The organism is Aromatoleum buckelii (assembly GCF_012910785.2).
GTDB lineage: Bacteria > Pseudomonadota > Gammaproteobacteria > Burkholderiales > Rhodocyclaceae > Aromatoleum > Aromatoleum buckelii.
In genome coordinates, this window is record NZ_WTVH02000010.1 from 1,833,597 (window position 1) to 1,852,217 (window position 18,621).

21 protein-coding genes are annotated in these 18,621 nt (G+C 63.3%); 17 read left to right on the forward strand and 4 right to left on the reverse strand.

Features of this window, described 5'->3' with window-relative positions:
• Positions 1 to 5 precede the first annotated feature (5 nt).
• The gene (locus tag GO608_RS19335) at positions 6 to 314 is read right to left on the reverse strand and encodes a hypothetical protein (RefSeq protein ID WP_169200425.1); all 309 of its coding nucleotides are present in this window, start codon (positions 312 to 314) and stop codon (positions 6 to 8) included.
• A gap of 122 nt (positions 315 to 436) precedes the next feature.
• On the opposite strand from GO608_RS19335, the gene GO608_RS19340 reads away from it, so the two are divergent.
• From GO608_RS19340 to GO608_RS19415, 16 genes are all read left to right on the forward strand, one after another.
• The gene (locus tag GO608_RS19340; RefSeq protein ID WP_169200426.1) at positions 437 to 1,165 is read left to right on the forward strand and encodes a DsbC family protein; all 729 of its coding nucleotides are present in this window, start codon (positions 437 to 439) and stop codon (positions 1,163 to 1,165) included.
• Positions 1,162 to 1,581 (forward strand): TIGR03757 family integrating conjugative element protein, encoded by a 420-nt coding sequence (locus tag GO608_RS19345; protein ID WP_169200427.1) that lies wholly within the window; start codon positions 1,162 to 1,164, stop codon positions 1,579 to 1,581. Before GO608_RS19340 ends, GO608_RS19345 begins: the two co-directional genes overlap by 4 nt.
• A 10-nt stretch (positions 1,582 to 1,591) precedes the next feature.
• Positions 1,592 to 2,620 (forward strand): TIGR03756 family integrating conjugative element protein, encoded by a 1,029-nt coding sequence (locus GO608_RS19350; RefSeq protein ID WP_169200428.1) that lies wholly within the window; start codon positions 1,592 to 1,594, stop codon positions 2,618 to 2,620.
• 5 nt (positions 2,621 to 2,625) lie between these two features.
• Entirely contained in the window at positions 2,626 to 3,165 is a 540-nt protein-coding gene (locus GO608_RS19355) for a PFL_4695 family integrating conjugative element protein (RefSeq protein ID WP_169200429.1), read from the forward strand.
• A 10-nt stretch (positions 3,166 to 3,175) separates the two neighbouring features.
• Positions 3,176 to 3,736 (forward strand): hypothetical protein, encoded by a 561-nt coding sequence (locus GO608_RS19360; protein ID WP_169200430.1) that lies wholly within the window; start codon positions 3,176 to 3,178, stop codon positions 3,734 to 3,736.
• Between the two features lie 10 nt (positions 3,737 to 3,746).
• A complete protein-coding gene (locus tag GO608_RS19365; RefSeq protein ID WP_169200431.1) occupies positions 3,747 to 4,664 on the forward strand; it encodes a transglycosylase SLT domain-containing protein in 918 nt (305 codons plus the stop codon).
• A gap of 5 nt (positions 4,665 to 4,669) precedes the next feature.
• Positions 4,670 to 5,323, forward strand: coding sequence for a hypothetical protein (locus GO608_RS19370; RefSeq protein ID WP_247003343.1), 654 nt, complete (start codon positions 4,670 to 4,672; stop codon positions 5,321 to 5,323).
• A gap of 450 nt (positions 5,324 to 5,773) precedes the next feature.
• On the forward strand, positions 5,774 to 6,355 hold the full coding sequence (radC, locus tag GO608_RS19375) for a RadC family protein (RefSeq protein WP_247003345.1): 582 nt from the start codon (positions 5,774 to 5,776) through the stop codon (positions 6,353 to 6,355).
• A 640-nt stretch (positions 6,356 to 6,995) separates the two neighbouring features.
• Positions 6,996 to 7,958 (forward strand): helix-turn-helix domain-containing protein, encoded by a 963-nt coding sequence (locus GO608_RS19380; protein ID WP_247003347.1) that lies wholly within the window; start codon positions 6,996 to 6,998, stop codon positions 7,956 to 7,958.
• A complete protein-coding gene (locus tag GO608_RS19385; RefSeq protein WP_169200599.1) occupies positions 7,955 to 8,779 on the forward strand; it encodes a hypothetical protein in 825 nt (274 codons plus the stop codon). The genes GO608_RS19380 and GO608_RS19385 overlap by 4 nt, the downstream gene beginning before the upstream one ends.
• A gap of 211 nt (positions 8,780 to 8,990) precedes the next feature.
• Positions 8,991 to 9,224: a hypothetical protein gene (locus tag GO608_RS19390; protein ID WP_169200598.1), complete on the forward strand. Its 234-nt coding sequence runs from the start codon at positions 8,991 to 8,993 to the stop codon at positions 9,222 to 9,224.
• 430 nt (positions 9,225 to 9,654) lie between these two features.
• Positions 9,655 to 10,554, forward strand: coding sequence for a putative bifunctional diguanylate cyclase/phosphodiesterase (locus GO608_RS19395; RefSeq protein ID WP_169200597.1), 900 nt, complete (start codon positions 9,655 to 9,657; stop codon positions 10,552 to 10,554).
• A 192-nt stretch (positions 10,555 to 10,746) separates the two neighbouring features.
• Entirely contained in the window at positions 10,747 to 11,190 is a 444-nt protein-coding gene (locus GO608_RS19400) for an H-NS histone family protein (RefSeq protein ID WP_169200596.1), read from the forward strand.
• Positions 11,191 to 11,256: 66 nt separating this feature from the next.
• Positions 11,257 to 12,118, forward strand: a protein-coding gene (locus GO608_RS19405; protein WP_169200595.1) for an IS5 family transposase whose coding sequence is annotated in 2 segments (ribosomal slippage) — positions 11,257 to 11,672 and positions 11,671 to 12,118 — 864 coding nt in all. Because the reading frame shifts where the segments join, the coding sequence is not laid out codon by codon here.
• A gap of 288 nt (positions 12,119 to 12,406) precedes the next feature.
• Positions 12,407 to 13,282 (forward strand): tyrosine-type recombinase/integrase, encoded by an 876-nt coding sequence (locus GO608_RS19410; RefSeq protein ID WP_247003349.1) that lies wholly within the window; start codon positions 12,407 to 12,409, stop codon positions 13,280 to 13,282.
• Between the two features lie 7 nt (positions 13,283 to 13,289).
• Entirely contained in the window at positions 13,290 to 14,456 is a 1,167-nt protein-coding gene (locus tag GO608_RS19415; protein ID WP_169200652.1) for an IS91 family transposase, read from the forward strand.
• 601 nt (positions 14,457 to 15,057) lie between these two features.
• On the opposite strand, the gene GO608_RS19420 is transcribed toward GO608_RS19415, so the two are convergent.
• From GO608_RS19420 to GO608_RS19430, 3 genes are all read right to left on the reverse strand, one after another.
• Positions 15,058 to 15,543 (reverse strand): TIR domain-containing protein, encoded by a 486-nt coding sequence (locus GO608_RS19420; RefSeq protein WP_211159650.1) that lies wholly within the window; start codon positions 15,541 to 15,543, stop codon positions 15,058 to 15,060.
• Positions 15,540 to 16,964: an SIR2 family protein gene (locus GO608_RS19425; protein ID WP_169200608.1), complete on the reverse strand. Its 1,425-nt coding sequence runs from the start codon at positions 16,962 to 16,964 to the stop codon at positions 15,540 to 15,542. Before GO608_RS19425 ends, GO608_RS19420 begins: the two co-directional genes overlap by 4 nt.
• Positions 16,965 to 17,108: 144 nt before the next feature.
• A complete protein-coding gene (locus GO608_RS19430; protein WP_169200607.1) occupies positions 17,109 to 17,717 on the reverse strand; it encodes a toll/interleukin-1 receptor domain-containing protein in 609 nt (202 codons plus the stop codon).
• Positions 17,718 to 17,962: 245 nt separating this feature from the next.
• On the opposite strand from GO608_RS19430, the gene GO608_RS19435 reads away from it, so the two are divergent.
• Positions 17,963 to 18,577: a tyrosine-type recombinase/integrase gene (locus GO608_RS19435; protein WP_169200606.1), complete on the forward strand. Its 615-nt coding sequence runs from the start codon at positions 17,963 to 17,965 to the stop codon at positions 18,575 to 18,577.
• The last annotated feature ends 44 nt before the right edge of the window (positions 18,578 to 18,621 follow it).

The following is an 18,621-nucleotide window of genomic DNA, read 5'->3' on the forward strand; positions in this document are numbered from 1 at the left end:
CTGGCTCAGAAATGGACGATCGGATCGCCGGAGAACGCGCCGACTCTCTCCCCGTTCCGACCGACAGAAATCGGTTCGCGCCCATGCACCGTATAACCCGTGTACCCCCCCTCGGCGATGTCCAAGCCCCCAAGAGGTCCGTAATCGAACGGTGCGATGGCGTTACGTCCGAACGCGTCAGCGCCACGTTCATGGTTCTCCACATCGTCATCCCGTGCAGCCGTCATGAAGAAAGCCAACAGTTTCGCCGTCCCCGCCAAGAGGGCAAACGCGCCAACGAAGGTCACGCGAATCAGGTTCGCAATCGGCTTCATACGTGCCTCCTACGCCTGTGAGGAATGTACAAATGACAATAACCCATATTGACATATACGCCGCCCGACCCGGTACGTACACCTCGAAGGTGTACCGCGCTGTAAGTCACGTGATGGCAAGCATGTTCGTCCTGCCGTTCTCCGTCGGCCTCGCCATAGCAGATACGTCCAAGGCAACCGATGACATCAAGGCCGCCATCATTCGAAACGCCTCCGGGCAGGTTCGGCCCGTCTCGGTCGCCCCCACGCCGGTTTCCGGCATCTACGAGGTCGTCAACGGGATGGACGTGTTCTATGTGGACGCGACTGGTCGCTATGCCTTCGTGGACGGTCGCCTGGTGGACATGGTTGAGCGTCGCGATCTCACTCAGGCGAGGCTCGAGGCTCTCACGGCGATCCCATTCGCCGATCTGCCGCTCGAAATGGCGATCAAGACTGTCCGAGGGAACGGCTCGAGGCGGCTCGCCGTGTTCGAGGATCCAGCTTGCCCCGCGTGCCGGTCCCTACAGCCCACGCTCACCGCGCTCGACGACGTGACGATCTACACCTTCACCTACCCAGTCGTCTCCTCCGACTCAATTCCCGCGGCCGTGGGCACTTGGTGCGTCAGCGATCACCAGGCCGAGCAATGGCAGGCCTACATGGAAGGTGCGCCTGCGCCACGGCAGATCGAGCCTCACTGCGAGCCCGCAATGGACCGTGTCCGGCAGATCGTCGAGTTCGGACGTCGCCATGGAATCCGCAACACGCCTACCCTCGTACTGGCCGACGGGCGCCGGGTAGTCGGCGCGATCTCCGGCCCCGAACTCGAAGAAGCCCTGACGCGCGCTGCAAAGGGAGCACAAAAGTGAACGCGGCAGTGCGTCGGTTGATCGCCTCTCTGACCTGCGCGACCGTCCTTCCGTCTGTCCAGGCCCAGGAGCGGGTCGAAGTCTTCCAGCTCGGCACGCAACAGGTTCGTGGAACTGGGGCAGCAACGGTGTATCACGTAGATGGCATAGAGCGGATCAACGCCACCTTGTCCGCCGGACTGCCCTCCGATCCTGCCCAGGCCGAAGCAGTCGCCAAGCGCCGCTTCGAGGCTCTTACCGCAGCCGACCGCCAGGCGATCGGGGCCAGCGCACAGGGCCTGACCGCGGCCATGCAGTACCGGCTCACCAAGGTCCCGGCGATCGTATTCGATGGGGTGGCGGTCGTTTATGGCGTGGAGAATGTGGATCAGGCCCTCGCCATCTACCGGACGTGGCGAGCACGGGTCGGCCGGTAGGGGAAGCCGCATGCGTGCATGTTCCATCACCCGGTCAGCCAAGGCGCCGCGTCAACGCGCGCTCGTGGCAGCCTGCGTCGCCATCTGCACGCCCCTGGCCGGCGCGGTGGAGTCCACTACCACCGCAGCCCTCCTTACCCAGGCTGTCGCGAGCTACCCTGCCTGCAGCGCGTGGCATGTTTCGGGGATCTGTTTCTGGCTGCGGTGCACGCCCGCCGGCTGCTCCATCCGCACATCCACCCGCTTCAGCCATTTCGCCCCCGATCTGGTGGTGAGCACCTATCACGATACGGCCACCCACCCCTGGCCTGAGATCGGAATTCCGATCGCAGCGGCGAGCCGCGGACTCCTCGGGGCACTGCTCGGCGTCGAACTGTCCGACAGCGCCGGCACACACTCTCAGGCCGATCGCACCGACAAGCAACGGCGCTTCCGCGATGCCGACGCCATCGGTCACCCCGGGGCCGGGCTACCGGATCTCGTTACCTGCCCCTCCGCCGTCATTCCCTTCGTGCCCTACTACCAGTCGAAACTCGACGCGGCCGTGTGGCGTTCCTACCTACCGGCAGAGCTACTCCTTCCGGCCTCTTGGGTGCCGGGAATGCGCGAGGTCGGCACCCCACCACTCAATACCTGGGGCAACGTCTATCCGCGTACCGGTGAGGTCGTCCAGCAACACGAGGTCAAGGCCGCCGCGGTCCTGTCACAGCGCGTCGCCGATTTCATTACCCGGCCGGCGCAGCCGCACGTCTACGCCTACGTCGCCTCGGGCGGCACTCGACGGCGGCGAGGTCAGCTCGTGTGGGATCCGCCGCCGGCGCGCGAAAACGATCCCATGGGCGGCCTGTGGCAGATGAACGTGGCAGTCCCCACTCCCTGCCATATCTTCGGACTCAATGACACCGCGAGCCCGGTCTCCTACGGCGACGCCATGACCACCCATTCCGGCAGCTATGCCTACACACTCTGGCGTCCATACGCCTGCTGCCGGGTGCGTGGCCAGATCTTCCTCGGCAGCATCCAGTTCGGCTTGTGGTGAATGCGATGAGTCCTGTCCGTTTCGTGCCCCTGCTGGCCGTCTTCATCGCCGCGACATCCTGGTCGGCGCCCCCCCTTACCAGCCGGCCGCCCACTGTCATCCACGACGCCGGTGGCGTACCGCTCGCACCTTACTTCGAGCCGTTCGCTGACGACGCCGACAAGGGGGCCCGCGAGCCCGTCCGCCAGCCGCCGGCGCAACCACCGCCTCCGCAGCTCTTCCCGGTCGCCTCAGCCCGCGGGGGGCCCGGCCGGCTGCTGCAGAACCCGATGCCAAGCAAGTTGCCGGGCGGGCCGGGACAACCCATCTTCATCGTCGGCGACGACGCGGCCTCCGTCGACTGGCTGCAACGCAACGCGGACGCATTGCAGCGGATGGGCGCCCGGGGAATCGTTGCGTCGGTGCGCACCCCGGAGGATTTTCTGCGCCTGCGGGGCTTGGTCGACCTGCACATGACGCCCATGTCGCCCGATGCGCTCCTCGAAGCGGCCGGGATCCACGTTTGGCCCGTCCTCATCGGCGCCGATGGGACGATTTCCCAGTAAGAGGCACGTGATGAGCCAGAGAAGCATCCGCGCCCATCGGCTTGCGATCGCACTTGCCCTCGCCTACTCGGGCGCATCGCCCGCCACGGATCCGTCGCACGGCGAACTCGGACCCCTCGCTGCCGCGCTCTTCGCCACGGTGCCGCCTGCGGCATTGTCCCAAGCGGACCGGCGCGAGATCGCCGCCCTCACGCCCCTCGCCCTGCGCGACGGCATCGTCGTGAGCAGCCTCCTCGGCTGCGAAACGGCGATGCACCCCGAGGTGACAGTCGAAGACCTGAACGGCGACGGCGTCTCAGAGGTCTTCGTCGTCGCCGGCAATTCCTGCACGTCGGGGATGACGGGCAGCAGCATCTGGCTGTTCGCCAAACGCCTCGACGGGCGCTGGAGCCAGCGCCTCGACGTCACGGGGGTCGCCTACCGCGTGCTCCCAACAACGACCCAAGGATGGCGAGACCTGGCCATAGGCGGCCGGGGATCGTGCCACGGCGTATGGCGCTTCGCCGCGGACAATAAGTACCGGTACGTTCGCTCCGTCAAGCCCGACGGGACCGCGTGCCCGGGCCAATAGGAGGCGTGGAATGAACGTCCACATTCGGCTCGCTCTCGTCCTGTTTCTGCTGGCCGGCCTGGTCTGGGCCGGCGTGACATACACCGATTTCCTCAAAGCCCTGGGGCAACGCGAGAGCAGCATGAACCCGGAGGTCATCAACCAGGTCGGTTACGTCGGCCTCTTCCAGTTCGGCGAGGCCGCTCTGCAGGACGTAGGCCTATACGCGGGCGACGGCACACCGAAGAGCAACGACTGGGCAGGCACCTTCAGCGGCAAGTACGGCGTCAATTCACTGGCTGACCTCCTCGCGAATCCCGACGCTCAGATCCAGGCGGTGTCCGCTTACCACCAGCAGGCGTGGAACACCCTCACGAAGGCCTATGGTGCCGAAAGATACCTGGGGACGACGATCAACGGCATCCCGATCACCGCGTCGGGTCTCGTCGCCGCGGCACACCTCGTAGGCGCCGGCACCGTCGGGGAATGGTTGAAGTCGGGCGGCACGACGGATCCGGCCGACGGCAACGGCACCAGACTCGTCTCATACCTGGGGCAGTTTGCCGGCTATACGCTGGTCTTCGCGCCCCCGAGCTACGCCGAGGTGCTCGCGGGCGCCCCTTCGGGCGGTTCACCCGGCGGCTATGTCCCTAGTCCTGCCCCCTTAAGGCCGTCAGCCGGGACAGGCTCCGCCACCCTACTCAAGGGCAGCAGCTTCGGCTACACCTCAGCCGCCCAAGGTTTCTTCGGCGCCACTGGGTATCACATGGAGCAGGTCCGTCAACTACTGGTCGGAATTGCCGCAATGACCCTCGTTACCTGGCTCGCATGGCTCGTCGTCGCCAAGTGGCGCGGTCTATCGGAGGGATTTGATACAAGACGGGACCTTGCGCTCGATATCGGTCGGGCTATCGTTCTGACATGGATTGTGCTGCTCATCATGATGTAAGTCTGATGACTCCCGTGGAGGCGATGATGAAACGGACGCCATACCTGGCCGCCCTCCTTCTGGCGGCATCCCTGCAGCCCGCCCGCGCGGACGTGCTCGACGGCCTGATCTTCGGGGCCAAGTGCATGGGCGCGGCCGATCGCAAGGCCTGCGAGGAGCAAGCCAAACGCGATGCCGAGGATACGCGGGAGCGGATACGCCAGCAGCCGGACCCGAGCCACCGGCCCCTGACGGATCTTGACTCGCCCGACGATACGCTCGGCAAGAAGATCTATCGGAACTGGCGCAAGAACTTGGAATGCCATCCATATTCTGCACGCACCGTGCGCGACGTCGATTCGACTTATGCGCGGGTAATGAGCCGGTACAGCTTTGTTACCCCGAACCAAGCCAAGGTTCAATCAGGAACCGGCGAGGCGGGGCTTTACATCGCGGGTTATCTTCATGAGACCAACCCTGGCGCCCTCTACCGCCTCGAACAGGTGGTGCATTCGCCCGACGTGGCCAACGGCCGGCGCCAGTACAAGCTGCGGCTCGACCTCGGCCGCGACGGCTCCGGCACCCGTGTCACCGGCCAGTACTGTGTGACCACCGACGATCCGACCGGCTGGCGCGATTTGCCGGACCAGGTGCTCAAAAGCCTCAACAACACTTTCTAGCCACGGGGATCAACAATGCTCGACGACGAACGTCCCTGCCCACACTGCCGAGGCGCCCGCGAAGTCCGCGCCCAGGTTGAACGCCCGTGCCGCAGCTGCGGCGGCAGCGGTCGTGAGCGCCGCTCGTACGACGACGAACCTTGCCACACCTGCGGCGGCCGCGGCATGGAATCCGCATCCGAGTTCCAGCTTTGCACTGGGTGTAACGGACGGGGGTATGTTTGAAACGGGGTCGGCGTCGGCGAGCATCGAATCGGGCGATTGCGAGCATGACCAACTGCGCCTAGGATAAGTGCAGCTGACGAGCCGTTCGCGGCCCTATTGAATCCGGTTAGCCCCTGACACCGGAACGGCTTTCGAGCCCGGGGTTCTGTTCAGTTTCATTTTTTCCCGTGGGGAGTCCTTCCCCCACGCGGAGACGGCTCTCCATGTCTTTCCAAGGAGATGCCGATGTTCCACTTCCATTCGACAACATTGTCTGACGCAGCCCTGCTCGAGCGCTTCTTCGGCCAGGAGGCCGAAGACGTGTGGGAGCGCTGCGGCTCCTGGGCCAAGGTTCTCGAGATCGCGCGGGATCCGCGCACGGAGCCCTGGCATGCCCTCGCGAATGCACTGGAGATCCTGCAGCGTGGCTTGAGCGAAGACTTGGCGGAGCGCGATGCGCTCGATGCCCCCGAGACCGTGCGCGCGTTTCTCCGCACCTTCTTCATGGGTCGCCCCTATGAGATCTTCGTCGTGTTGTACCTGGACGCCCGCAACCGCCTCCTCCATGCGGAGGAAGCCTTCCGTGGCACCTTGACGCAGACCAGCGTCTATCCGCGCGAAATCGTGCGCCGAGCGCTCGAGCTTCGTGCGGCCGCAGTGATCTTCTCGCACCAGCACCCGTCGGGCGCATGTGAGCCTTCGATCGCCGACGAGTTCCTGACTCGGCAATTGAAGGAAGCACTCGCCATGGTCGACGTGAAGGTGCTCGACCACTTCGTCATCGCCGGCGCTGCGGACGTATCTTTTGCCCAGCGCGGGCTCCTGTAGTCCTGCCAATCCTGCGGCCCCTCTGTGGGGCCGCCTTCATCCCGTACCGCAGAGGTACTACGTCGAAAGCGCCACTGCAGCCGTGGCGTCGATCCGTCCAGGGAAATCGCCTGAAATTCCCCTGGACTTGCCAAACCGCGATCTGGCCGGTATTTTTGTGTCGTCTCCACGGCGCCATGCCGTCTCTCGAGACCCGGCGGGGAACGCCCTCGCTCTCTCGCTTCGCGCGACACTCGCTCACTCCCTTGCTCGTAGACCGGCGCTTCTCGCCGCTCTGACCTCGACTCGTCCCGACTCCCCGCCCGCCGCGGATGCAACCGCCATCGGCCGCGCCATGGCACGCATCGACCATCCGGACCACGAACAACAGCGAGGAAGCACATGAAGGAATCACAGGAAGCATGTCCCAGGCGCCGAATCGGCGGCCTGATCGGCGCCGGACAGGACTCGCGCGACAGCACGATGCCCCTGCCACATCAGCATCGAGGATGTCGCACGAGCCTCGACGTGGCGCGGAAAATGAGGGTGGGCATTCTGGCGTAGCTCCCATGGGGAGTGTCAGTGCGACCTGTTGCGCGTCGATCAAGAGGTGTCGCCGTGTTCCTCGATCTGCAACCTATGCGAGTGAGGTAGCGTCGTCATGAGCATCAAGGTCATGTCGCTCGTGTGGGAAGGGTTCCCTGCATCCGGAAGCGAGATGCTGGCAATGCTCGCTCTCGCCGACTGGTGCAACGACGAGGGCGGAAGTCTCCACCCGTCGATGAAAGCTGTTGCGGAAAAGATCCGTGTTTCGGAAAAGCAGGCCCGTCGGATCATCCACGCCTTTGAAGAAACGGGATACCTCAAGGTGGTCGGGAATGCCAATGGTGGCGCGCCCGGCACCACCAAGCAGTACCAGCTCAACGTCGTGAAGCTCAAGGCGCTGGCGGACGAGGCGGCAGCCCAAAAGACGGCTCCCGTCGATGTCACCCCTCCCGCCAGCGTCACCCCTCCCATGCGTGTCACCCCTCCCTTCGATGTCACCCCTCCCACCCATGGGAGGGGACGGCTCCCACCCATGGGAGGAGAGGGCTCCCATGGGTGTCCCGAGACGCCTCCCACCGGTGGGAGCCAAACCACCAGTGAACCACCAATGAACCACCAGTTAACCGTCAGGGGGACGGCGGCACCTGCAGAGCCAGAACTCCCCTTTGCTGTCGCCAAGGCGCCAGCCCCCCAGCAGGCCCAGGCCCCGCCGGGCGAGACGGCGCTGCAGGCCGCCTGCCGGGCGACCTGGGCAGCCTACCGGCAAGCCTATGCAGACCGCTACGGTGCCGCCCCGGTGCGTAACCAGAAGGTCAGCTCCCAGGTGAAGCAGTTCGTGCAGCGCATCGGCTACGAGGAATCGCCCCTGGTTGCCGCGTGGTTCGTGCAGCACCCGGGGAGCTACTACGTCGGGCGCATGCACGACTTGGGCTGCTTGCTGAGCGACGCCGAGAAGCTGCACACCGAGTGGGTGACGGGAAGGGTCATGACCGCCGGCAAGGCCCGCCAGTCCGACAGAACCGGCACGACCATGGCCGCACTCGCCGAGGTGCTGGCCGAGCGAGGAGAGTCGCTGTGAGCGCAAACATACTGAAGGCCATCGCCGTGACGGCCGAACTGACCGGTATCGAGCTTTCGACGGTGGCGCTGAAGGCCATGGATGCGGACCTGTCCGCCTACCCGGAGGCCGACGTGCTGCACGCCCTGGACCGTTGCCGCAAGGAGCTGAAGGGCCGCCTGACGCTATCGGCCGTACTCGAGCGGGTCGCGGAGCTCGATGGCCGCCTTGGCGCGGAGGAGGCGTGGGCGACCGCGCTTTCCGCGGACGACGAAGCGGCGACCGTGGTGTGGACCGACGAGATCGTCCAGGCACTGGCGGTGGCCAAACCGCTCCTCGATGCCCGGGACAAAGTGGCCGCACGCATGGCTTTCTGCCAAGCCTATGAACGTCTGGTGCGTCAGGCGCGCGAGGTGAAGGTGCCGTGCCATTGGTGTGCGTCGCTTGGCCATGACCCGGGCCGGCGCGCGGAGGCCCTCGCGGCGGCGGTCGAGGCGGGCCGGCTCACGCATGCAGCCGTCCAGCCCCTGCTGCCCGCCCCGGCGGAGAGCGATGCGGTGGTCGCGGCGCTCATCGGCGGCGACGACGCGAAACTGCTCGCCCACGTTCCAAAGGATGGCCGCGAGACCGCGTTGCAAAACCTCCAGTGGCTCCGCGCCCACCTCGCCGAACGGGAAACCCGGGCAGCGGCGCGTGAGGCGCAGCGCGCGACCGATGAGCGAGGGCAGCAGGCGGCCGTGGAGGCGCGCAAGGCCAGCATGTTCCGCGCCGTGCAGGAGCGCATGAACGACACGGCTTCGACGGACGACCGCCCTCTCCCAAAGACCTTGCTTGTTCCTTGAATGCCAACTTGGCATGAACCAGAATACAAAAACATTCTCAAGCGGCGGCTCCTCGCAGCCGCGCGACCTGTCAGCCCCTGAAACAGGTACGGCGTCAGCCCGGGGTTTTCGTCCAGGTTGCATTCAATTTCCCCCTTCGGGATGACCCACGTCCTGGTTCGCGGATCGTGCGTTCTCCCGTCCAGCACTTACCCCTCGACGAGATCGCCAAATGTGGCACGACGAACCCGTGGACAGGCCGGGACAGGATCCCCAAGCCTGCCTTCCATTCGCCCAACGGGAGGACCGTTTTCGCGAACGCATCGCACATTATCAGGAGCTGCTGCTCGTCTTTCCCGGCTCCGCTTACCTTGCAAACGAGCTCGCCAACTACCAGAGCTGGTTCCGCGAGCATCTCTTGCTGCGCACCACCGGCGCTATCGCCGATGAAGCGCTACCGTTCTGACTGGAAAGCAGCGTTCCGGGTGAGTGAGCCCGGAACGCTCGACACTACCCACGCGGCCGACACGCCGTGACAATGCCTTGCGAATAGTCGACCGACGCACTATCGTAAATCGGTCCCCTCGACAATTTCTGCGCTCGATCCCCTCGCTCAGCGACGCCCCTTCGATCACCGTTCGAAGCAGCTTCGCGCCTTGCCTTCCCTTCGCTGTTGTCTGAGCGACCCACCCATGCGGGTTGCCTCGTCTCGTCAGATCTCTTGCAGCCGGCGCATGCCGGCGCACTGTCCAGGCCTTGCGCGCCTGGCCTCGCTCCGCTTTCGCGATCGGTGTCCCCTGCCGCCGCGCCCCGCGCCCGGCTATGACACGTCGAAAAGCCAAAAACCACGGCCGAGACACTCTCGGCCACCGGCAACCGAGACACGGAGAGAAACCATGCACACGACACACAATCCCCCGGAATCCCCGCATCGGTGGAATCGACGACGCAGTGCCCGGCCCAGGCGTAGGGTCCATCAGGCCACCGACGCTACGACTCGCTCGCACCTTCACATCGGGCGAGACCTCAGACGCGCCCTCGAGCATCAGGAGTTCGTCCTTCACTACCAGCCCGAGATCGACACAGGCACCGGCCGCATGGTGGCGGCCGAGGCACTGATCCGCTGGCTGCACCCGCAGCGTGGCATGATCGGCCCCAATACCTTCATCCCCGTCGCGGAACACGTGGGCCTGATCGGCCGGATCGGGCAATGGGTGCTCGAAACCGCGTGTGCGCAACTTCACGCGTGGCGCGCCGCCGGCCATGATCTGCGAGTCGCGGTTAACTTCTCGGTCGAGCAGTTGCGCCGGCGCGACATCACCGACACCGTCGCCTACACGCTCGAACGATTCGACCTCCGGCCAGATGACCTGGTCGTCGAGATCACCGAGAGCATCTGCATGCACGCCCATGACCGCGCGCGGGAGAGTCTCGCCCACCTCGCTCAGCTGGGTGTACGGCTGGCAATCGACGACTTCGGCACCGGCTACTCGTCGCTGAGCTACCTCAAACGCATGCCGGTCCGCATCCTGAAGATCGACCGAAGTTTCGTCGTCGATCTCGCCGACGCCGCCGATGCGACCATCGTGCGAAACATCATTTCGCTCGCGCATGAGCTGGATCTGACCGTCATTGTGGAAGGCGTCGAGACGGCAGATCAACACGAGCTCCTGCGCGTCATGGGCTGCGACGTGGTCCAGGGCTACCTGGTTGGTAAGAGCCTGCCGCCGGCCCTGTTTCACGACGCTTTCCTCGCGCACCGACGGCACGCGATCGTAGTGCAGAAGCGGGTCTGAATGGACAGGTCGACCGACAAGCTGGCGCTGCGTGCCGGTCATTCCGATGCGGCCTCGCTATGCCGGAGGAGATGACATGCGCGGTCATCGACGCAGCCGTCCGCTCCAAGTCGGTCTCGAACTGGCCGGGCATGCCCTCTGGTCGCTATACAATGCGATCGACTGCAAATAAACGGAACTCAGCCGGCAACCATGACCAACCTCTCCAACTACACCCTCCCCCAGCTCAAGCAACTCACCGCCCGAATCGAGAAGGAAATCGCCAAGCGCCAGTCCGCGACCAAATCAGATCTTCTGAAGAAGCTGACGAAGCTCGCGAAGGAAAATGGCCTCTCGCTTGACGACGTGCTCGGAAACGCCACTCCGGCTCTGGCGAAAGCCCCGAAGGTTGCCTCCAAGGAGAAAGTTGCGCGCAAAGAGCCGCTGCCAATTAAATATCAACACCCAAGCAACCGCGATCTCGCTTGGTCCGGACGCGGGCGCCGGCCGCAGTGGATCGAAGCTTGGTTGGCGCAGGGAGGTGCAATGAGCGCGCTGGAGACCGCAGCGCAAAAGATGGCAAGGCCGCGCATGAAGAAGGCGACGGAAGCGCAGCCGGTAGTGCAGGAACCGCCGGCAGAGCCCGTGGCTGGCTAAGAACTTATCCGTAAATAGATATACTTTCCTCCTGAGCCGCAATGAGCACGGCGTCGGAGTGAGAGGATGGCGATGCGAGTCGAATCGTGGGTGGTAACGGATGCGTTCTGGCAGCGGGTGGAACCGCTGGTACCGCAGCGCGTGCCGTCGCCAGACAAGCAGTACCTGCGCAAGCCCGGCGCCGGCCGTCCCCCGAAGCCGGCGCGACAGGTGTTCGAGGCCATCGTGTACGTGCTTCGCACGGGTTGCCAATGGAAGGCCTTGCCCAAGGAGCGCTTTGGCAGCGCCAGCGCCATCCACAAGCGCTTCCTTGAATGGGAAGAAGCGGGCTTCTTCGAGGCAGTGTGGAAAGCGGGGCTGGCCGAATACGACGAGATGGAGGGCATCGCCTGGCGCTGGCAAAGCGTCGATGGAGCCATGATGAAGGCCCCCTTGGCGCAGGAAGCCGTCGGCCCCAACCCGACGGATCGGGGAAAAAAAGGGCAGCAAACGCCATTTGCTGGTGGACGGCCGTGGCGTCCCGTTGTCGCTCATCGTGACCGGGGCGAACGTCAATGACGGCAAGCGGCTCAATGAGGTGCTCAATGCCATCGTCGTCAAGCGCAGATGCCCGCCGGTTCGACGCAGCAAGCACCTTTGCGCCGACGCAGGCTACCGCAGCGCCGAGAATCTTCGCACGATCGAGACGCACCGCTATATCCCTCACGTCGTTAGCCACCGCCAGGAAGCAGACATCAAGGGACGCGACCCCAGCAAGAAGGCAAAACGATGGGTCGTTGAGGTCGCCCACAGCTGGTTCAATCGCTTCCGCAAGTTGCTTGTGCGATATGAGAAGCTGGAACGAAGCTTCCTCGCCCTCAACCACCTTGCCGCTGCCATCATCGCCTTTCGCAACGTGCCGCTCGGCATCAACATAATTTACGGATAAGTTCTAAGCCCGCTTCGGGCTATCGGGGAGTTCCCGCGTCCCGGCAGCGCCGGGCCTCACGGACCGTTCTACTGGGACTGCTTAGCCGTAACGAGTGGCAGGTTCCTGAGCGGAGCAGGCGTCCGGAGCAGAGGATGACCGGGAACTCCTCGGCCGGAGGACTAAACCGCTCGCGCGGTAGGGCGTGCTGAACCGCTTCGGACGGTCAGGACGTCGCGGGTGTGCATTGGCAGTGCTCTGCCATGTTGGAAATGAGGCGATCCGCCTCGTTTTCGACAGGAGCAAGCCATGGAAACCCAGAAGCCGAGCATCAGTCCGTTGCGCCAGCGCATGATCGAGGACATGCGGATGCGCAAGCTGGGCGATCGAACCCAGGAAGGGTACGTGCGCGCCGTGCGCTACTTCGCGAAGTATCTTGGGCGCTCGCCGGATACCGCGACCGTCGAGGATCTGCGGAACTACCAGCTGTACCTGGTGGATCACGGGACGTCGCCCACGTCGCTCAACGCGGCAATCTGCGGCTTGAAGTTCTTCTTCACCGTCACGCTCGACCGTCCCGAGCTGATGGCCAAGATGCAGCCGGTGCATCTGCCGCGCAAGCTGCCGGTGATCCTGAGCCCGGACGAGGTGAAGCGCCTGATCGCTGCGGCCGGCAACCTGAAACACCAAACCGCCTTGGCACTGGCCTATGCGACGGGCTTGCGCATCAGCGAAGTCGTGTCCTTGAAGGTCGCCGACATCGACAGCCAGCGCATGACGCTGCGGGTTGAACAAGGCAAGGGCCAGAAGGATCGCTATGCGATGCTTTCGCCGTTGCTGCTGCAACGGCTGCGCGTGTGGTGGCGAGTGGCCCATGCGCAGGGCAAGATGCTCGATGGCGGCTGGCTGTTCCCTGGTCAGGATCCGGTCCGACACCTCAGCGCCCGGCAACTCGACCGTGCCATCCACGCAGCCGCCGACGAAGCGGGCATCGACAAGCGGGTATCGATGCACTCGCTGCGCCATGCCTTTGCCACCCACCTGCTGGAGCAGAAGGTCGACATCCGCCTGATCCAGGTCCTGCTCGGGCACAAGAAGCTGGAAACCACCGCCCTGTATGCCCAAGTCGCCACCGACATCCTGCGCGAGGTCGTCAGCCCGTTGGAGAAGCTGAACTCGCCGTAGCGCGGCCATGGTGCGGCCTGCCCTGGAGGTCGCCGACATCTTCCGCACCCATGGCCCCGCGTGGCGAACAAAGCAGTCAGGCCACCTGAGCCTCGGTCAGCTCAAGGTCATGTCGGCCATCGAACAGTGCCGTACCGCGGCGCTGGGCGGACACGCATTGCGTTGCAATGCCTGCGGCCATGAGGAGATCAGCTACAACTCCTGCCGCAATCGACATTGCCCGAAGTGCCAGGCGCGTGCCGCGCAGCGCTGGCTCGAGGCCCGACAGGCCGATCTGCTGCCCGTCGAGTACTACCACGTCGTCTTCACGCTGCCCGAACCGATCAGCGCCATCGCCTACACCAACAAGGCGGTGATCTACCGGCTGTTGTTCGACATGGCAGCGGAAACGCTGACGACGATCGCCGCCGATCCGAAACACCTCGGCGCCCAGATCGGCGCCACCCTGGTCCTGCACACCTGGGGTTCGGCATTGACGCATCATCCCCACGTGCATGGCATCGTCCCCGGCGGTGGAATTTCTCCAGACGGCAAACGCTGGGTAACCTGCCGGCGCGGGTTCTTCCTGCCGGTGCGCGTGCTGTCGCGCTTGTTCCGTCGGCGCTTCATCGAGGAACTCGAGAAGCTCTATCGCGCCGGCCAGCTGCAATTCTTCGGCGAGCACGAGCCCCTGGCCGATGCCGGCGCGTTCGGCCGGTGGTTGGTGCCGCTGCGCAGGTGCGAGTGGGTGGTGTATGCCAAGCGTCCGTTCGCCGGTCCCGAGGCCGTATTGGCCTATCTCTCCCGCTACACCCACCGGGTGGCCATCTCGAACCGGCGATTGGTGGCGATGGATGAGCACGGCGTGTCCTTCCGCTGGAAGGACTACCGCGCCAAGGGGGGTACCCGCCACAAGACGATGACGCTTGCCGCCGACGAGTTCATGCGGCGCTTCCTGCTGCATGTGTTGCCAACGGGTTTCCACCGCATCCGTCACTACGGACTGCTGGCCAATGCCGGGCGACAGCAGAATCTGGCGAGGGCGCGTACCTTGCTCGATGTGCCTCGACCCGAACCGGTCGACAACGAAAGCGCCGTCACGCCGTCACCGACCTTCGTCTGTCGCTGCTGCGGCAGCGCCATGCTGGTCGTCGAGATCATCATGCGTCGACAGCCAATTCGTGCTCCGCCATGATGCACCGCTTGCAGCTCTCTCGTCACACGACAGCCTCGGCGCCCGAGTTCCCGGCGCCGGCAGCGGCCGGCTGTTGTTCGATGCCTTCTCGCCAGCATTCGCCGCTTCCGGCACGCGCGATCGTGGCGCCAATGACCGCCCTCGGTGCCGAGCTGTGCGTTGCCGACGGTTCGAGGCGCCAATCATCGGTCATCCCGGGAACACCGGCTGGCGTCAAATTCCCATAGGCCGCGTCCCGCCCAAACCGCGCGGCAGCATCCCGCGGTTTCGTCCCTGGAGGTTTATTCAACGTCTGCCCGCAGGCGCTCTCGCGTCATCCAGCCTCGTCACGTGGAGGGCAGACGTCAAACAAACCTAAACCAATGCCGCCGTTGGCCTGTCGCCCTCAATCGGGCTGCATTGCATGGGTTACCAGCCGTTCAACCTTGAGAATGCTCGAACGGCGGCTTCGCTAACCGTTGAACGCGAACAACGACCCATAGCGGCGTGTCCTCTGGGTGCGCGATGTACATCCTCGTGGCAACGGCCAAGCTCAACGGGCTAGTTCCGGCGGCTTAGGCCCGGTTGAAGGAACGCTCGCGAGAGGTCAGAGCGGGATTGCTCACATGGCGTCCGCAATTGCTCGTTCAATCCACGTGGACAAGTTCCTGTTGATATCACCGTACGCGTCGGATGCGGAGGGGTCGTACGTTTTAGGAACGTAGATCTGCCCATTTGCCTTGGTGAACTTGGTGCCGTCAAACGGATTGGGGCCCTTCCGGCAAATCCCCATTTTCGGGCATTTCAAGTTATGCACATTGATGCCGAAGAGCCCCTTGCCATCCTTCCAAGCCTTTTTGATCTCATACTGCACCCACGGTCTTTGCGCAGTCTCCATGCCGATGAGCACTATGGCGCAGGTCTTTCCTTGCATATTGTCGTTAATCCATCGCTCTACCCCACCGGCCGTGCGCCTGATCTGCTCCCAGTTGTTCGGAGTGGTTGGCTCGTTACCCTCGATAACACCCATATTGCGCACCTGTTGTACGCGGAACACATCGTTGTCGAAATGGAAGCTGTAGAAGACTTTGCGTTTTATGCCGTTCATTTGTTCAGATCCTTTATGATCTTGATGATGCGCGAAACCAAATCAGTGTCGTTCGGCTGGCGTGTATCCAGGGCTTTAATGAGGGGTACGATCCAATCCATGCCGGGATAGTATTTGGCAGGGTCTGCAAGCACTTCATCCCAAAGCGCCTTCGCCATGTAGCCGCTAGCAGCAACTGGGATCGGCACCAGGCCATGCTCGATGGCGATCTCGAACTCTCGACGCACACCTGACGCGTCCACCACGTCGCCGTTGACGCGCTTGTTACCAAAAACGAAAACCGCAATGCCGGCAAGTGAGACCATGCGTTGCCGGTACTGCTCCCAGAGCATCTGAAGGTTATCGCCATGCTGCGGGAACGGCCTGACCACGAGTTGATCCTCAGAGTATTTTTGCGGGTTGCCGTAAATCGCCTCCAGCGCGCCGTTAATGACCGCGCTGCCTATCCCCCACCCGAACCCGTTGACCACGCGCAGGTTGGCTTTGACACTCTCTGCGGCCAGCGCGTGCACAAAGTTCAGAGCTTCCTGGCGGTCCCAGTCGCCATACTCTTCGGCGCTTCCCGACACGAAGATGGTCTTCTTGCGAAACCGGCTTTCTATGCGCTGCAGGATCTCCGGAATATCGCAGTAGTCATCAACCAGTAGCGTCTGGATGCCGAACCGCTTCAGATCGTCGATGCGGAGGTCCTGCTTCCTTCGCTTGTACGTGAAGAGCTCGTCGTCGTCTCCTGCCTCCTTCTGGACCTCTCTCATGAAACAGTAGTGCGTGCGCTTCTTGCCTCCGAAGACATGAAGCCTGCTGAGCATGTAGTCCAGGTTGGGGTCGGAGAAGCTAAAGCCAATGAAGAGGAACGTCTTAGAGACCAGATCACCGCCGAGTGCCGTGATGAAGGGCGCGTGTGTGTTGTGGTACTTCTCGTACTGCTCCTTGTACAGGACCGCGGAATTCGGGAAAGAAACGTCACCGTGCATCTTGTAGACCACGGCGTCCCTCTTGGGCTTGGTGGTCGTGAGGTGCTCTACGTCGAACTTGACGTCGGGCACGCGATAGGCCTTGCGCAGCGCATCCTCAATCAGGGTGTCGTAGTTGGTTGTCCAGTAGGTATGGATGGGCAAGCGCGCCAAGACCTCGTGGACGGGCGACGGCTCCGCGTGGCCGGAGAACTCCTCGAGGATCTTCTTGGCCAAGCCGTCGCTTGTCTTGCGACGGTTGAAGTGAAATTGGGCTACCGAGATGAGGTCGTGCTCGAGTTCGACTTTTAGCCCGAGCTCCGCAGCGATATCCCGCATCAGTTCAGGCCAGTCGACAAACCCGGAGCCCTTCGACATCCCGGCGCCGGCAAATACCGCCGCGGTGCCCTGCTCCAGGTCCTTCACGAAATCCTTGATGAACGCGTCAATCTCATGTTTTGGGGTCATCGGTGCTTGGCTCTGTGGTTAGGTTATGGCGATTGCCATTCGGGGTGATCGGATCATGCAGCGCTCTGTGGTCTGCGCGGACGCCGGTGCCTTTGCCACGCGAGCGCTAAAGCGCCCATCCTCCCCATGCTGGCAACCCACTTCTCACTTGGAGGACGTAGCGTAGGATCTCCAGTTCGGTTTGCGGTCGTTGAATTCACGCAGCGTTGTCCAGCGGCCTTGCCCCTCAACGAACACATCCTTCTGCCTCGTGTTTTGGTACGTGTCTTTAGTGATCTTGGGATAGAGCCCTAGGTACTCCTGACCCGAGAACTTGTCGTTCTCGTTATTCATCAAAGGCATGACCGCTACCTGGCCACTACGCAGTCCGTCGAAGTAGCCGAGTTCCCACGGCATCCACTTGGAAGTAGACGCCGCCTCGGTTGCCAAGTAGATCAACGAGGCCGACTGCCTCATCCGGCGTCGTAGTAATTCCGCCGTCTCGGAACTAACAGTGCTGCGATCGAGCTGTGTATCAGTGTCCCAGTCCACGTAGACCTTTAAGCCGCGCGCTTCAAGCAAACGCTTGACGCCCAGCACCAGATCGGCGTCAGTGCTCGAGTGGGACAGGAAGACGTCAAAGGACTCGCTGTCCCTACTCGCTTGGCGGTCCTCCTTCAGGATCTGCGCGGATGCCTTGACGAACTGAGACTTTGCGATTGTGGCCGTGCGTGCAGCAGTGCGCGCTTCGCTCTTGGTGAAGTACGTAGCCAAGCTTCCCCCTGGGGCGGTGGTTGGGCCCAGACGGCTCCGCCTCGATTGCACCGTTTTCGTATGGGCTCTTTGAAATGAAATATTACACGTGCTACTGCCCCAGATGGCATATCACGTACGCGTGGTAATGTGAGGACGACGACCGTCGCCTTGTGGCCGTCAGCACGAGTTGAAGTCCTCCCTGTAAGCGGTCGGACGCTCGCCGGTCTTCAATCAGATTCCGATCAACAGCCAAGGAGTCTGACATGGAATCCAATGAGCATCGGGAACCGTGGAACAAGGGAAGGCTGGTGGGTCAGAAGGCGCCGTTGAAGCCCAAGGATATTTGGGCCATCCGTATCCACCTTCAGAACGGCCACCGAGTTCGGGATCTGGCGCTGTTCAATTTGGCCATCGACAGCAAACTGCGTGGATGCGACCTCGTCGCCCTGCGCGTCCGTGACGTGACCCACGGCTGTCAAGTGTTGTCCCGCACAGCGGTCGTTCAGAAAAAGACGCAGCGGCCGGTTCAGTTCGAACTGACCGAACCAACCCGAACGACGGTGGCGACATGGATCGACAAGGCGAAGCTAAGGCCGGAGGACTTCCTCTTTCCAAGCCGGCTGCACGACTCGCCGCATGTATCCACCCGGCAGTATGCGAGGATCGTCGAGCAATGGGTGACCGCAGCGGGGCTAGATCCATCCGCCTATGGCACGCATTCGATGCGGCGGACGAAGGTGACCCTGATCTACAAACGGACGAAGAACCTGAGGGCCGTCCAACTCCTACTTGGCCACTCCAAGTTGGAGTCGACGGTCCGTTACCTCGGCATCGAGGTCGATGATGCCTTGGAGATCTCAGAGCAGATCGAGATCTGACCGTAGCACGGCCGCTCTCCGAGAGCATTCGCGGCGAGCGGCTG

Bases quoted from the DNA above. Each gene is read 5' to 3' on its own strand.
- GO608_RS19335 (WP_169200425.1), bottom strand. From the start codon at position 314: ATGAAGCCGATTGCGAACCTGATTCGCGTGACCTTCGTTGGCGCGTTT.
- GO608_RS19340 (WP_169200426.1), top strand. From the start codon at position 437: ATGTTCGTCCTGCCGTTCTCCGTCGGCCTCGCCATAGCAGATACGTCC.
- GO608_RS19350 (WP_169200428.1), top strand. From the start codon at position 1,592: ATGCGTGCATGTTCCATCACCCGGTCAGCCAAGGCGCCGCGTCAACGC.
- GO608_RS19355 (WP_169200429.1), top strand. From the start codon at position 2,626: ATGAGTCCTGTCCGTTTCGTGCCCCTGCTGGCCGTCTTCATCGCCGCG.
- GO608_RS19360 (WP_169200430.1), top strand. From the start codon at position 3,176: ATGAGCCAGAGAAGCATCCGCGCCCATCGGCTTGCGATCGCACTTGCC.
- GO608_RS19365 (WP_169200431.1), top strand. From the start codon at position 3,747: ATGAACGTCCACATTCGGCTCGCTCTCGTCCTGTTTCTGCTGGCCGGC.
- GO608_RS19370 (WP_247003343.1), top strand. From the start codon at position 4,670: ATGACTCCCGTGGAGGCGATGATGAAACGGACGCCATACCTGGCCGCC.
- radC (WP_247003345.1), top strand. From the start codon at position 5,774: ATGTTCCACTTCCATTCGACAACATTGTCTGACGCAGCCCTGCTCGAG.
- GO608_RS19380 (WP_247003347.1), top strand. From the start codon at position 6,996: ATGAGCATCAAGGTCATGTCGCTCGTGTGGGAAGGGTTCCCTGCATCC.
- GO608_RS19390 (WP_169200598.1), top strand. From the start codon at position 8,991: ATGTGGCACGACGAACCCGTGGACAGGCCGGGACAGGATCCCCAAGCC.
- GO608_RS19395 (WP_169200597.1), top strand. From the start codon at position 9,655: ATGCACACGACACACAATCCCCCGGAATCCCCGCATCGGTGGAATCGA.
- GO608_RS19400 (WP_169200596.1), top strand. From the start codon at position 10,747: ATGACCAACCTCTCCAACTACACCCTCCCCCAGCTCAAGCAACTCACC.
- GO608_RS19410 (WP_247003349.1), top strand. From the start codon at position 12,407: ATGGAAACCCAGAAGCCGAGCATCAGTCCGTTGCGCCAGCGCATGATC.
- GO608_RS19415 (WP_169200652.1), top strand. From the start codon at position 13,290: ATGGTGCGGCCTGCCCTGGAGGTCGCCGACATCTTCCGCACCCATGGC.
- GO608_RS19420 (WP_211159650.1), bottom strand. From the start codon at position 15,543: ATGAACGGCATAAAACGCAAAGTCTTCTACAGCTTCCATTTCGACAAC.
- GO608_RS19425 (WP_169200608.1), bottom strand. From the start codon at position 16,964: ATGACCCCAAAACATGAGATTGACGCGTTCATCAAGGATTTCGTGAAG.
- GO608_RS19435 (WP_169200606.1), top strand. From the start codon at position 17,963: ATGGAATCCAATGAGCATCGGGAACCGTGGAACAAGGGAAGGCTGGTG.